Genomic DNA, 14,569 nt, shown 5'->3' on the forward strand with positions numbered 1-14,569 from the left:
CAGTGCGTGTCAGAGTGACAAACGCGATTTGAAATAATAAAAAAGCACCTAGATAATTCCAGGTGCTTAGAGTGTATTAACGACCTTCGCGGCGCAGTGCACTTGAGGTAAATTCATTATCATTAAACGATTGTGAGAAATCATACATTTTCTCTTGGTTATCTAAACCAATCGCTAGGTAACGGCGTGAATTCAAATCGTAGTAAACGTCTAACGTACTCCAGTTAGTGAGCGCATCGTAATAGTTAATTGTATGAGCCATCGCTACACGGTACATTTGGTCACGGTTATCATAGATATCCGTCACTTGAACTTGCCAGCTATCTTCATCAATATAAAATACGCGCTTCTTATAAATATGACGAGTGTCGCCTTTCAGATCTGCTTCTACAACCCAAACACGGTGTTTTTCATAACGCACATGTTCCGGGTTGATGTGACCGGCCATCAGAATATCGTCATACTGTAACTTATCACTGTGTAGCTTATAACTATTGTATGGTACATAAAGCTCTTGCTTACCTTTGAGCGTCCATGTATAGCGGTTTGGCGAACCGTTAAACATATCGAAATCATCGGTTGTACGCAAGCTATCAGCTGCTGTTCCTGGTGCATCATAAGCAACATTAGGCGCGCGACGAACACGACGCTGGCCAGAATTGTAAGTCCACGCTTGTCGTGGAGTTAAAATTTGGTCCATGGTTTCATGAACTAATAGCGCCGTGCCAGCTAAACGCGCAGGTTCGGTGACTTTTTGTTTAAATTTAAACAAAATATTAGATTCTTGTAACTCTGCAGGTGTTGCTTTTGGATCTGAGTACTTAACTAACAGTTGCTCATCAAAGCCAACCATATTATACGAACCTGAGGCTGTTGGAGCCGCTTGACCGCCAAAACGCTCAATTGACAGACCACGGTAGCGTAATAAATGGTTCCAAATTGCCTCTAAGCCAGTTTTTGGAATAGGAAAAGGAATGCCAATAGCAGTATTTTTTATCCCATTACCTTCTTCAATCAACTCTGCAGTTGGTGCGTATTGTTTTGTTGCATCATAGACAAACTGTGGGTTTGAAGCACTGCGATGAGTAGTATAGATGTTCATTTTAAACGTATCTGGATACGCTTCAAAAAGAGCTACTTGACCAGGACTTAAATTTGCTTTGTATTTATCAACATTTGATTTATCAATGGTGAAAAGTACTTTGTCGTCAGCATACGGATCTGGATGATGCATTCCCGGCGTATAACCTGCCGGTGCTTTAGTAATACCACCTGTCCATGCCGGAATTGAGCCATCAGCATTACCCGCTTTTTCAGCACCTAATGGGGTTAGATCTGCACCTAAGCGCGCAACTTCTTCGCTCGTCATTTTTGCAACGACCGCTGTTGTAGAAAATAAACTACATAGCGTTAGTGCAATGAGGGTAGGTTTTTTTATCATCATGATACCCTTAAATTGAATATTTAATATTAAAAGAAACAAAATCACGGTCTGAGAAAGTATTGGTATCTCCACCACCCCAGAAAGAGTTGTAGCTAAAGTCAAATGACCATGCATTTTGATAATTAAAGTTGGCTGTCACTCCAAGTGACTTGCGATCTTCAATAAACAAGAACATCGGGTCTGGTGTGTTACCATTTACATCATGTGAGAAAACAAAGCGAGGTGAAAAATTAACTCCTTTAAAGAAGTTGTAATAATCGCCTTTAGCAATTAAGCGATATCCCCATGATGATGCTGTCGCAAACTCTTTTTGTTCGGGGCCATTAGACAAAGCCATATGAAGTGTTGAGTAATCATCTGCATTAGGGCCGGTCATAATACCGCTTCGACCAGTGCCTGAAACATTTAAACGCATTTCATCGTATTCAGGCATATTATTTATGCGCACGCCGCCAATTTCACCCACTACAGCCCAGCTATCTGCACCCAGTGATGGGCCAAATAAATGTGTTGCTGTAAACTGCAATTGGCTAGTATTACGCTCAATATAACCTTTTGCTAATTCCCCAGGGCCTACAACACTAACTGCGTTACCCTGACTCATTTGTGAAATACCGGCAAACTCAGGACGAAGTCCCGCTAACGCTAATTGCTCAGGCATAGCAGCATAAAGCAATTCTACGTCATCGATTTGTAGTGGTTCGTCTTCACGGAAGGTGAACTCACCAGCAAACGCCGTTTCACCAATTGATGTATTAAAGCTTAACCCATACAATTTAATATCTTCTGGATACTCATTGGTTGCTTTAGCAAATGCTTTTAAATCAGAGACATTGTCAGAGGTAATTTTAGTCGTTGCTAACATGGCTAAATCTTGGGCCAGTGACGCTTGTGTAAAGTTAGATACGCGACCTGAAATAAGAGGACGGCGGCTATGGTAGTTTACATGGTAAAGTGCAACTTCAGTGTCATAAAAATCTGGTAAAAACATACCTAAACGTAAACCATATTGACCACCATCATCAGGCTCAGTTTTACCATCATCCCCTTTGCCTTTAAGAGCGACTTTAGTAGGGTATGCCAGATAAGTTTGTGCCAATAATGCTTGCCCTGCGGGACTTGCAGGGTCGATCCCTTTAGCGGCAGCAGCTTGACCAAAGGTAGTCATCAAATTATTTAAGCTATCAGTTAAAAACGCTAAATCGATATCTGGGTTGGAGGTAAAACCAAGCTGTACATTTTGCTGATAACCATTTTCAGCGGCAAAGTCATTGGTTGAAAAATACGTTCCAGCTGCAGGTAAACGTGTTTCATGCCATTGGTATTGGTAAAAGCCTTCCAAAGTCACATTTTCAGTGATCCCTAAAGATGCCCATAACATACCAACTGGAATAAAAGCTTCTTTAAGCTCTGCACCCGGCGCTTTTAACCGATCAATATCGACCGGATTTACGTTAATACCGTGAGAAATTAATGTACTTTCTCCCCAATTTATAACTTGTTGTCCTAGACGAATAGAAAGCGGGTTATTGCCGTCATTTAAATCAAAGTTAGCCCATACGTAAGCATCTAATAGACGAATATCTGCGCAGCTTTGTTTCTTTGTGTCTTTATCATCACAAGGATCAACTCCTTGCCCTGAAGTTGGATTAACATAGGCACGATCGCCATCCATCAATTCAAAATCATAAAAATACATAAATCGAGTAAATAGACCATAGTTATCTTTGTTGATAGATAAATCATGCGTCCCTTTCAACAGCTTTGAAAAAGATTCACCGCTATCAAAGTTCAAATCACCAGCGTCGCCGTTATTAGAGTAAGAGCCAGGTTGGGCCCAGACATCTTGCGCTGAATAAATTGGATTTAATACAGAGTTATAACCTGTCCAATCAAAAGACGGGTTATTACTTTTACCTATTAAGTTAAAGTTTCGGTCTTCAACACGGATACTTTGTCCATAAGAAAAAGCAGAGTCGAAGGTTATATCAAACCCTCCAGCCTCAAACGTTGCAGCCTGTGTGTGTGCTGCTGATAACCCTAAAGTAGCGGCTGCGATGCCTAGTACTAGTTTATTTTTAACAAAAAGCGATCTTCTTATCATTGTGTGTTCCCCCTGTCGCGGGTAATTTTGTGATCAAGTTATTGTTTTTAGTGTAGTCGTAACGATAGAAGCGAAATAAAGAAATTACAAATAGAACGCGTTCAATCGGTCATAATTTTTCTGTTTAGTTGACGTTAACCTAATGGTAAGACGTCCTACCAGATAATTTATACACGTAAATTAACAATAGGACAAATCGAATTAACAAAAAAACAATATTATAAGTGATTATTTTAAAATATTGTTTTAGGCAATACGCTCCAAACGTAAAAATTTATACTCTGGAGTAAGCAAAAGTCGAAAGCGCCCTCTTACCCCTAAAGAGGAAATAAAAGGACGCAAATGGCTGGCGGCAAAACGTACTTTTTTGCCACCATCTTCAATTACTTGAACTGATGTATACTTACCTTCGTAGTAATCCATGCACTGCTTGTAGGTTAAGTTCAGTAAAAAATAATATTCGATCATAATTTATTGTAGTGCTTTATCAACTTTTTCAAACAAGTCATCACTTAAATTATCAAGCAAAGCTAGGCGTTGCAGCTGAGCTTTGATTGCAACTGAACGTACCTCATCATATCTGCGCCATGACATAAATGGCGTTAACATACGTGATGCATTTTGGGGGTTGATTGCATTAAGCTTAACTAGTAAGTCACCTAGCAATTGATAACCTGTACCATCTTCACGGTGAAACTGTGCGGTATTAAAATGACTAAAACTGCCCACTAGTGCCCTGACACGGTTTGGGTTTGAAAAATCAAAACAAGGGTGATCATATAACTTTTTGATATTAGTAATGGCGTCATCGCCACCTTGCATTGCTTGCAATGCAAACCACTTATCCATCACTAACACATCATGGCGCCACTGACTGTCAAATTGGTTTAACAACTCTTTTGCTAATGGATTATCAGCTTTTACCACTGCACTGAGCGCGGCGAGTACATTGGTCATATTGTGTGAATTAGCAGTACTAACAAGAAGTTGATTGATATCAAGCTCATTAATTTTTGCCAAATAATGCAAGCACATACCTTTTAATGCACGTATAGCGACAGCTGTTGCACTTACAGAGCCGTCATCAATTAAACTTTGATAACAGTCTAAGAACTCACTACGCAGTTGCTGAGCAATTTGTAACTCAAACTGATTTGTCACCGCAACCAATTGATCCACAGGGATCACATTAAACTCAGCTGCGAGGGTATCAAAACTAGGCAGCTTTAATAATTCAGCAATTAAAGCTAAATCTCCCTCCTGATCAACTAATAAACTACGTAATGCAGTAATAATTGCTGGATCCAATTGATTATTTTCAGGTGTTATAATGGCCCCTTTAACCGCCCCAATGAACAATTGTTGTTGAGCATCCCAACGCGAAAAGTCACTGCGCGCAAAGCGCATAATGTGTAATAATTCAGTGGCTGTATTTTGTTGCTCAACAATACACGGCGCAGAGAAATCCTCTAGTAGCACCGCTACAGGCTTCGCGGTTAAACCATCAAAGCTAAACGTTTGCTGCGCTGTTGTAACATCTAAGACATGATCAAGTGGCTGTCCTTCAAACTGTAAAGAGACAGACTCGCCCTGTTGATTAAGTAGCTCGATAGCAAATGGGATATGTAATGGCGCATTTTCTGGCTGATTAAGCGGTGCCAGCTGCTCTATATGCAGTGAAAAAGTACCACTGAGCTTATCATACTCTTGTTTTACGATTAGCCGTGGTGTGCCAGCTTGGCTATACCAACGTTTAAACTGAGTTAAATCGATACCTGAGGCATCACTCATAGCCGCAACAAAATCATCACAGGTAACGGCTTGCCCATCATGACGCTGAAAATAAAGTGCCATGCCCTGCTGGAACTTTTCTTCTCCCAATAACGTGTGCATCATACGGATAACTTCAGCGCCTTTGTCGTACACAGTTACTGTATAGAAGTTATTCATCTCAATCACTTGTTCAGGACGGATCGGATGTGCCATAGGACCGGCATCTTCACTGAATTGATGAGTACGCATTACTTTAACCGCATCAATACGATTCAGTGCCCGCGAGCCTAAATCACTGCTAAACTCTTGATCACGAAAAACTGTTAAGCCTTCTTTTAACGACAGTTGAAACCAATCACGACAAGTCACTCGGTTTCCTGTCCAATTATGAAAATACTCATGACCAACGATTGACTCTATAGTGTGATAATCTTTATCAGTGGCGGTTTCTTGATTAGCCAACACACATTTAGAGTTGAAAATATTCAGACCTTTATTTTCCATCGCGCCCATATTGAAAAAATCCACAGCAACGATCATGTAAATATCTAAATCATACTCAAGATTAAAACGCTGCTCATCCCACTGCATTGATTTTTTAAGTGATGCCATCGCATGAGGGGTTTTCGGTAAATTCCCTTTATCAACAAACAAGGCTAAATCTATTGTACGACCACTTTGCGTAACAAAGGTATCTTCAAGTACATCAAAGTCCCCTGCAACAAGTGCGAACAAGTAACTTGGCTTTTTGAATGGGTCTTGCCATTTTGCAAAGTGACGGCCATTGTCTAATTTACCTTCCGCTAATTTATTACCATTTGATAATAAATGAGTAAACTGCTCGTCAGCAATAATCGTCACGTCAAAGCTTGCAAGTACGTCTGGGCGGTCAAGATAATAGGTTATTTTTCTAAAACCTTGCGCTTCACATTGTGTACAATACGCCCCGCCAGATAGATATAAACCTTCTAAGGATGTGTTAGTTTTTGGCGCTATTTCATTAACGATTGTAAGCTGACATTGCGCTGGTAAATTATGGATCACAAGCTGCTCATCAAGTAGGTCATAATCTGTATATGCGTTGTTATCTACAGTAATTGAGATCAGTGTCAAATCAATGCCATCAAGCACTAAATCTGCCACACCAGCTATTTTTTTCGTGATCGTCATTACACTCGTAACACGGGTGTTTAACGGCAATAAATCGAAGGTCAAATCAATGTGATCAATTAAAAATGGTGGAGCTTGGTAATCTTTAAGATACTGTGCTTGAGGTTTTTTTAATGCAGTCATGTGAAACTCCAAAGTGGCTCCTCTTAGCAGAGGAGCGTATAATTTATGGCTATTGTTTTGGCTTAATACGTAAAATTTTAATGCCTAGGTAAGCATAAATAACAGCTAGTAATGGATTTATAAGATTAAAAAATGCATATAGCGCATAATCAAATGGGTTGATCAGTAATACACTTTGCATATATGCACCACAGGTATTCCAAGGGATCAGGGGACTGGTGATCGTCCCGCCATCTTCTAATGTTCTTGATAAATTAACAGGTTTCAAACCACGCTTTGCATATTCTTCTTTAAACATCCGACCAGGGACCACAATAGCGATATACTGATCTGCAGCAATTACATTGGTACCAATACAGGTCGCAATAGTAGCAGTAATTAAAGAGCCAGTGCTTTTCGCAATTTTAAGAATACTTTTTACAAAAATATCTAATAAACCTGTTTTTTCCATAATGGCGCCAAACATCAATGCCGTCATAATCAGCCACGTTGTGGTTAACATGCCAGACATTCCACCACCACTGAGTAATGAATCCATTTTTTCATCGCCTGTGAGGATACTAAAGCCATCAAAAAATGTACTCCAAACCAATTTAAAATAACCGACAATTTGCCCCTGAGAGCCATCAATTTGTGTTGCAATTAGGTCTGATTGAAAAATCATTGCCCATACTGCACCAAGTACCGCACCGATTGAAATTGCCGGAAATGCAGGCATTTTTTTAATTGCTAACACCAGTAAAACAATCAGTGGCACCAGCATCTCTAAACCTATATTAAAGTTTTGTTGTAGAATAGCGGTTATTTCATCAATACGCCCAGCCTCACTTGACGCTGTGGCATTAAAGCCCATAAAAATAAAGATGATTAGTGCAATCACAAAACTTGGTACAGTCGTCCATAGCATATGATGAATATGCTCGAATAAATCAGCTCCCACAACCGCAGGAGCTAAATTTGTTGTTTCAGACAGTGGACTGAGTTTATCGCCAAAGTAAGCCCCAGATATTACGGCACCGGCCGTCACTGTTTGCTCTAATCCAAGGCCAGTAGCAACACCGAGTAGCGCTACACCTATTGTCGCCGCCGTGGTCCAAGAGCTACCAATACTCATTGCTACAATGCCACAAATTAAACAGCTTGCTGCGTAAAACCAACTAGGATTAATTACCTGTAAACCATAATAAATAAGCGTAGGTACAGTGCCTGACAGCAGCCAAGTGCCGATCAGCGCGCCAACCATTAACAAAATTAATATAGCGCCCAAAGATAGAGTGATCCCTTCTATCATAGCTTGTTCAAGTTTTTTCCAAGTATAGCCATTTTTAAGGCCAATAAGTGCAGCTGTAAATGTAGCAAACAGTAGCGCAATTTGATTCGGCCCTGATGACGAACTATCGCCAAATAAATAGACCGCAGCACCTAATAAACAAATCAGTACAGAAATTGGGATCAAGGCATCGAAAAAGCTGGCCTGTAGGATGGGTTTTTCTTTTTGTGAATTCAAAATTGAGACTCCTACGCGCATTTTTATGCGCGTTTAATTATTATTTTTTAGCACAGACGCGACGCTTAGCCTAACTAAGTTACTTACTTTTGTCAGCGTTTAATCAGTAATTATAGCAATATCAAGAGTTTTAGGCAGCAAAAAAGGCGCCAAAGCGCCTTTTTTATTAATATGTAAAACAAGTTATTTCTTAGCTACACGACCAAACTTAATATAATCTTGGGTAATTAATGCAGCTTCTTCTAGGAATGGATCTAAGTCGTCTAAGACATCAGGCGCATCATCCAAGCTCTCAATCGGTTTTTCACCTAAACGAGTAAGCCTTTCATTAGTACGAGCTAATGCACGCGCTTCACCATCGTCTTTTTCTTTAATACGCTGCGCTTCTACAAGAGAAATAGTTTTCCGGTCTTTCTCTTCTTTATAACGCGTAATATCTTGAAAAACATAATTAAACTCTGGTTCTGATTTAATGCGTTCAGCATGCGCTTTGCTTAAGTAAGCAATGGCTGGGTGTAAGTCATCAACCGAGTTATATTTGGCGCGTACGATACTGTCCCACGGTAATGCATTATCCTCTTGGCTTTCGCCCCATTCCGCTGGATCAATTGCTGATGGGAATGAAATATCTGGGATCACACCTTTATGCTGTGTGCTACCACCATTGATACGATAGAACTTTGCAATCGTATATTGCACACTGCCAAGTGGATTATCGTATAAATCGTAAGCACGGCCTAAGCCCTTATGCTGCTGCACAGTGCCTTTACCAAACGTTTGCTCACCAAGTATTACTGCTCGACCATAGTCTTGCATCGCTGCGGCGAAAATCTCAGAGGCAGATGCGCTGTAGCGATCAACAAGCACCGTAAGGGGGCCATCGTAAAACGTAACACCATCACGGTCTTTTTGCTCTTCAATGCGATTATTTAGAGTATGAATTTGTACTACTGGACCTTGGTCAAAAAACAAACCAGATAGTTGTGTTGCTTCATATAATGAACCACCACCATTTTGACGTAGGTCAATTATAATGCCATCTACTTTGGCTTCTTTTAATTTCGCCAATTCTACTTTAACGTCTTTAGACAAGTTGTTGTAGAAACCAGGGATCTCAATAACACCTATTTTGCTGGTTAAATCAGAATATTTTGCTTTGAATACTTCTGATTTTGCAGCTCTATCTTCGAGGCGAATTTTATCGCGAATAATTTCAACTACTTTAGGCGCGCCATGATCATCAGCACCTTTTAAGTATTGTAACCGCACCTTAGTGCCTTTTGGTCCTTTGATTAAATCAACTACGTCATCTAAACGCCAGCCAATGACATCAACAAATTCTTCTTTGTCTTGAGCAACGCCGATAATACGGTCATCAGCTTTAATTTGCTCCGATTTATCAGCAGGTCCACCTGGAACCAAGCTGCGAATAACCGTGTAGTCTTCGTCGTAGCTTAGTACTGCACCAATACCTTCTAGTTCCAGATCCATGTCCATTTTGAACTGTTCAGCTCTGCGTGGCGATAAATAGGAGGTATGTGCTTCAATACTTCGCGCAAAAGAGTTCATTACTATCTGAAATACATCTTCACTATTGGTTTGCACTAAACGTTTTTGTGCATTGTGATAACGCTTAGTTAATAATTCTTTTATACCAGGCCAATCTTTACCGGTCATTTTTAATCGTAGTGCATCATATTTTACACGTTCACGCCAAAGCTCGTCTAACTCAGCTTGCGTTTTTGCCCAATCAGCATCCTCACGATCAAAGTAATATTCATCCGCATTATCAAAGGTCATTGGTGTTTCAAGTAACTTTAAAGAATACTCATAACGCTCAAAACGACGCTGCATGCTTAGGTTGAAAATATCAAAGGTAAAATCAAGTTTACCGGTCGTTAATGCATTATCAAATTGGTTGCGGTATTGCTCAAATGAGGCAATATCCGCAGCCAAAAAGACGCTTTTATTAAAATCAAGGGATTCGATATAACGGTCAAACACTTTACTTGAAAGTGCGTCATCAAAACGAATTGGTTTATAATGTGCACGAGTAAATAAGTTTGTCACCCGTTTGCTAGCCGTACTATGCTGACTCTCTTGCGTAAGTACTGGCAAGTCTTTTGCTGTAACTACATCATTAACATCAGCAATATCTGATGCAAATAATAAACCTGAATACAGGGCGGCAACTAACGGAATGAGCTTAAACTTCTGACTCATACACAACTCCTTAATTTATATACAGCTTAAATAATGTACAGGCTGTCTGCTTTAGTTTTAACTTGCATGCCAGTTACCAACTCTACATGAACGTCTTCTTTGTTCACTTCAGTGATTACTGCATTAACAAGGGCTTGGCCAAGTTTAACTTTAACTTTGTTATTAACCTTGACCTCACTTGCTGGTAAAGGTTCAATTTTACCTGAACGTTTAACCGGCGCAGCTTTTGCTGGTGTGGCATTAACTTTAGCGTTTTTATCGCCTGGTTTAGCGAATTGGCCTGGTTTCTTTTTGTAAGATTTTGTGTCTGAATCATTACGTGGACGTTGTGACTTTTTACGTTTAGCCATTTTCGCACGACTTTCTTCAAGTGCTTTTTGAGCATGATCAATATGTTCTTGCTCCACTTTAGCACCTTGATTTCCATCAAGATCAATACGAAACTCAGACTTAGTAACAGCTTCTAAATAACGCCAGTTAGACGTATACTTTCTCAGCGCTTGACGTACTTGCGTCTTACTTACTTTTTCAGAACCTTCAATTCGCTCAGCGATATCTTTAAAGATACCTACTTTCAGCGGCTTGATACCGTCTTTTTGTTTAAAACATTCTGGGAATTCTTGGTATAAAAATTCCAATACTTCATTAATATCTTTTAGCTTGTTTGTGGTTTCCATTTTAGAACCTATTTTTCACATCTTTTCATCAAGGGACGAATCGACGTAGTGTGTTACCCAGTCGACCAACTCTTCAAAGTCGGCTTCAATTACAGCCATATCGCCTCGAAGGTGTTCCCAAATACCGTTAATTATTTCATCAATTAATTCACATTCAGTGTCATCAGGAAGACGATCCCATGCAATATGAATTAAATCGTTGAGCGTTTCCGCTACATGCTCTTCATCCCCTTCCCAATCACCTACATCAGTGATGGCAAACAGATAATCCTGTACATTTACTAAGTCTTTCATGCAATAGTTGCCTCAAAACATGCGACGAGTGCTTCTAAACCTTGCTTATCATCAACATCAAACCTAGCAATACTTGGGCTGTCGATATCTAAAACAGCAAATACTTCACCATTTTTATGAATAGGTATTACTATTTCAGAATTAGACGCTGCATCACAGGCAATATGACCTGCGAATGCATGTACATCTTCAACTAGTTGAGTTTGTGCAGTTGCAGCGGCAGTTCCACAGACACCCTTTCCGACAGGAATTCGGATACATGCAGGATTACCTTGAAACGGACCAAGCACTAATTCAGTTGGTGAATCCATCAAATAAAAACCAGCCCAATTTACATCATCGAGTGACGTAAATAACAGCGCGCTAATATTCGCCATATTGGCAATAATGTTAGGTTCACCAGTAATTAGCGATTCAGTTTGTTTAACTAATGACTGGTAAAATTCTTGCTTTTGCATACCAAACTACTTCTTATCAAACATACAGTAGCTAAAGGTACTCTTTGTCGCCAATAATTGAAACCTTTTCAGGGCAAAAAAAAGCAATTTGCCCTAATTTTCAGCAAGCTTGGTTAATAATTCTGCTATTGAGGAGGTTGTTGTTTTATCGCACCTAACCTTAATCCATATAAAAACAGTCCCGCCGCTAAAGCTGACATCGCGGTATTAATTAAAAAGACCATACCACCTGTTGCACTGAGTAAGTAACTAAAAATTGCACCACCGAGTAAACCTAATGTCAGTACTCCCGAATAATTAACTTTCGCGTACTTGTACATCAATAAATATCCGGGTACTACAAAAGCAGCCATGGTTAAACCGACAATATGCGCGTTAGCTATCGCACTCATAAGTAACTGGAAAAAGGTAGTCAGCGGATCGGTATTGAGCGTTAATGCATAATAAACTCCTAACACACTGCCAATGATCACAGGTGAAAGTAATGATAACCCAACACTTTTTGCAAGCCGATGTTTCATAATGCGTCCTTAAAATCATACCTGAATAAATACTAAGAATGCATGATGTTTTACAACATCGAAATAGAGACTATGGTCGTAATTTACGATGATAAATCATACAACAATCATGATAGGGTAATTTTGATGCCCGTTTAACCTAAGCAAGATCCAGTTTTAAACCGTTATAGAGTTTAGCGTTATTCACTTTACAGAAAAGTATAATTTTGCCTCTGTATATACAGAGGCTATAAATTTACAGTTGATCGATTTTTCTCGATAAATCAATGCTACTGTGGTCACTATTTCTTCAAGTTCAATGACTCTTGCAACTAGAATCTCTAATTTCTTTTGCATCGCTAAGACAGTATCGGTTCTCTTTGCTTGTTCTAAGAAAAACAACTCTCTTTTAACTAATGTTTTCTAAAAAAAGTAATGTTTAATTATTAGCAGTAATACAAAAGGTGAACTAAAAACTATCATGACCAAAACAATCCAAGCATCATTATCTCCATTAAATATTTTGAGTGGGTGTTCTAATAAACCTAGACGAACTATATGGTTGATTTTGAAATAGTGACGAGAGTGTTACTTCACGCTTTTTCCCACGTCGGATATGTAGGTTAACGTAAACGATACTCAGAATAATGGCTTTTGCTTTGAATAGATTTTCTTTTAAATCGCCAGCTGCGCCACCAGACATATTAAATATAACGTAAGCCGCATTCGCAATATAACCAAGTAAACCATGTATCTGCTATTGTTGAGATGGTAACAGCCATTTGCGCTGAAATGGCATCATGTCATTGATAAATATGACCCAAGCAGAATATTATAGCACTAATTAGTGCTGCTGAGATGACCCCAAAGATAAAAGCGAAACAACATACCAAACAAAGCAGCTCTAAAGACTAGCTCTTCAAAAAAGCCTGCATATATGAATCTGTTACAAGCTCTGATATAGAAAGATTTAGCTCATTACTTAAAAAAACGTAGCCTATTAACATAGGTATACAACTTACTACTGCCGCTGATAAATAGTGTTTGAAGTCTTCTATATTACTACCTCACGCGTCATACCAACGAATGTGTATAGATTCAATGGAGCATTAATAAAGGTAAGTACTAGGCCTTTTTTTTTATAAGATCGAAAGATAGGGATTTAAACCCAAACTCTCGAATAAAATATTTGAAATAAATGACTTACTAACATAACAATTTTTAAATAAATAACGTAACTAAGACAAGCAAACACCTAACTCAAAGGTAATATTGTTATTCACCATTACGACCATAATGAGTTTGCAGACTTTGCTCATGCTCTAGACTGAAAGGCACTGAGGGATCAAAAGTGGGTGCATCTTTTACTTGCTGCTGCGTCATATCAACATAGATTTTAGAAGTGGGCCAACTCACCTCTTTAATCCATTTTGGGGCAATCAAAACCAGATGACCCAACCACCAATTACTGGTGTTAATAATCAAATAACGAATTTCCCAGGTGTCGGTATCTATCAACATACCATGTAAGTGACCCAGATCACCGTCTATGACATCAAGTTTATAACCCGTTACTGCATTACTACTGCGTAGATGATGATCATTATCTTGAGATAATGCTGCATCAACATCTGCGAAATTATCTGGTGCATCTAAGTTATCAGGCTTTGGTGCGACACTATAATAACCAGGTGACATCATATTAGGGCTTGAATAACCACCCCATATATCAGTGTTATCCCAATAATGTGAGTAACCATAATATCGCATGTATTCTAGCTCATACTGCCTAGAAACTGGTTTTTCGCTATCCATGTCAGGGCAGTTTTTAACTTGTTTTCTTGAAATTGTAACAGTGAGCGTCTGTGGTTTCTGATTCAACTCTTTGATTGATATAGGTGAAAGCAATATTTTTTTACTTAATAGCCAAGATCCAGTTTCGACCACCAGATATCGGATCACCCAATGTTTATCATCAAAGTAAAAATCTTTGGTAAGCCCAATATCTCCATCCGATGCATGAATAGCTAAATTTTTTAAATTATTCAGAGTATGTAACATGGCGTATTTGCTCCAGATTAAAAATGATAAACAATAAATTATTGTTTCGCTGATAGGGTTTTCATCTAAAAGCTTGCAACAAATTTCTCATTAAATCTGTTCGCTTTCGCACAGAACTGGCATGAATAAAAGCCTAATCTAGATTTATCTATAAATTCTAAGGTGAACTGAAATGGCTAAAATAAAAAATTAGAGTTAGCAGCCCATCGCAACGATATCATCGAAGACGTGAATA

General features: G+C 39.1%; 11 protein-coding genes. All 11 read right to left on the reverse strand.

All coding sequences use genetic code 11. The annotated features are described in order from the left end of the window. Positions 1-76 precede the first annotated feature (76 nt). The 11 genes from H5163_RS07085 to H5163_RS07135 all read right to left on the reverse strand — a co-directional run bounded on the left by H5163_RS07085 (position 77) and on the right by H5163_RS07135 (position 14,334). The gene (locus H5163_RS07085) at positions 77-1,441 is read right to left on the reverse strand and encodes a DUF1329 domain-containing protein (protein WP_145234104.1); all 1,365 of its coding nucleotides are present in this window, start codon (positions 1,439-1,441) and stop codon (positions 77-79) included. Between the two features lie 10 nt (positions 1,442-1,451). Beyond that, the gene (locus H5163_RS07090; RefSeq protein ID WP_145233813.1) at positions 1,452-3,548 is read right to left on the reverse strand and encodes a DUF1302 domain-containing protein; all 2,097 of its coding nucleotides are present in this window, start codon (positions 3,546-3,548) and stop codon (positions 1,452-1,454) included. Between the two features lie 246 nt (positions 3,549-3,794). Continuing rightward, on the reverse strand, positions 3,795-4,016 hold the full coding sequence (locus tag H5163_RS07095) for a DUF2835 family protein (RefSeq protein ID WP_182730953.1): 222 nt from the start codon (positions 4,014-4,016) through the stop codon (positions 3,795-3,797). A gap of 3 nt (positions 4,017-4,019) precedes the next feature. After that, complete coding sequence (gene pepN / locus H5163_RS07100; RefSeq protein WP_182734769.1) at positions 4,020-6,614, reverse strand: aminopeptidase N; 2,595 nt, start codon at positions 6,612-6,614, stop codon at positions 4,020-4,022. A gap of 49 nt (positions 6,615-6,663) precedes the next feature. After that, positions 6,664-8,142: a Na+/H+ antiporter NhaC gene (nhaC, locus tag H5163_RS07105; RefSeq protein ID WP_145233807.1), complete on the reverse strand. Its 1,479-nt coding sequence runs from the start codon at positions 8,140-8,142 to the stop codon at positions 6,664-6,666. A gap of 162 nt (positions 8,143-8,304) precedes the next feature. Then, entirely contained in the window at positions 8,305-10,344 is a 2,040-nt protein-coding gene (gene prc, locus H5163_RS07110; protein ID WP_182734771.1) for a carboxy terminal-processing peptidase, read from the reverse strand. A gap of 26 nt (positions 10,345-10,370) precedes the next feature. Next, positions 10,371-11,021 carry an RNA chaperone ProQ gene (proQ, locus tag H5163_RS07115; RefSeq protein ID WP_182734773.1) on the reverse strand — a complete coding sequence of 217 codons (651 nt, stop codon included), beginning with the start codon at positions 11,019-11,021 and terminating at the stop codon, positions 10,371-10,373. Between the two features lie 15 nt (positions 11,022-11,036). Continuing rightward, complete coding sequence (locus tag H5163_RS07120; RefSeq protein ID WP_064666123.1) at positions 11,037-11,315, reverse strand: hypothetical protein; 279 nt, start codon at positions 11,313-11,315, stop codon at positions 11,037-11,039. Then, positions 11,312-11,773 carry a GAF domain-containing protein gene (locus tag H5163_RS07125; RefSeq protein WP_145233801.1) on the reverse strand — a complete coding sequence of 154 codons (462 nt, stop codon included), beginning with the start codon at positions 11,771-11,773 and terminating at the stop codon, positions 11,312-11,314. Before H5163_RS07125 ends, H5163_RS07120 begins: the two co-directional genes overlap by 4 nt. A gap of 125 nt (positions 11,774-11,898) precedes the next feature. Continuing rightward, positions 11,899-12,294 (reverse strand): hypothetical protein, encoded by a 396-nt coding sequence (locus tag H5163_RS07130; protein WP_145233799.1) that lies wholly within the window; start codon positions 12,292-12,294, stop codon positions 11,899-11,901. Between the two features lie 1,254 nt (positions 12,295-13,548). After that, a complete protein-coding gene (locus H5163_RS07135) occupies positions 13,549-14,334 on the reverse strand; it encodes a PRC-barrel domain-containing protein (RefSeq protein ID WP_182734775.1) in 786 nt (261 codons plus the stop codon). Positions 14,335-14,569 lie beyond the last annotated feature (235 nt).

The sequence above is a fragment of the Pseudoalteromonas sp. SG44-8 genome, assembly GCF_014164125.1.
Classification (GTDB): Bacteria; Pseudomonadota; Gammaproteobacteria; order Enterobacterales; family Alteromonadaceae; genus Pseudoalteromonas; species Pseudoalteromonas rhizosphaerae.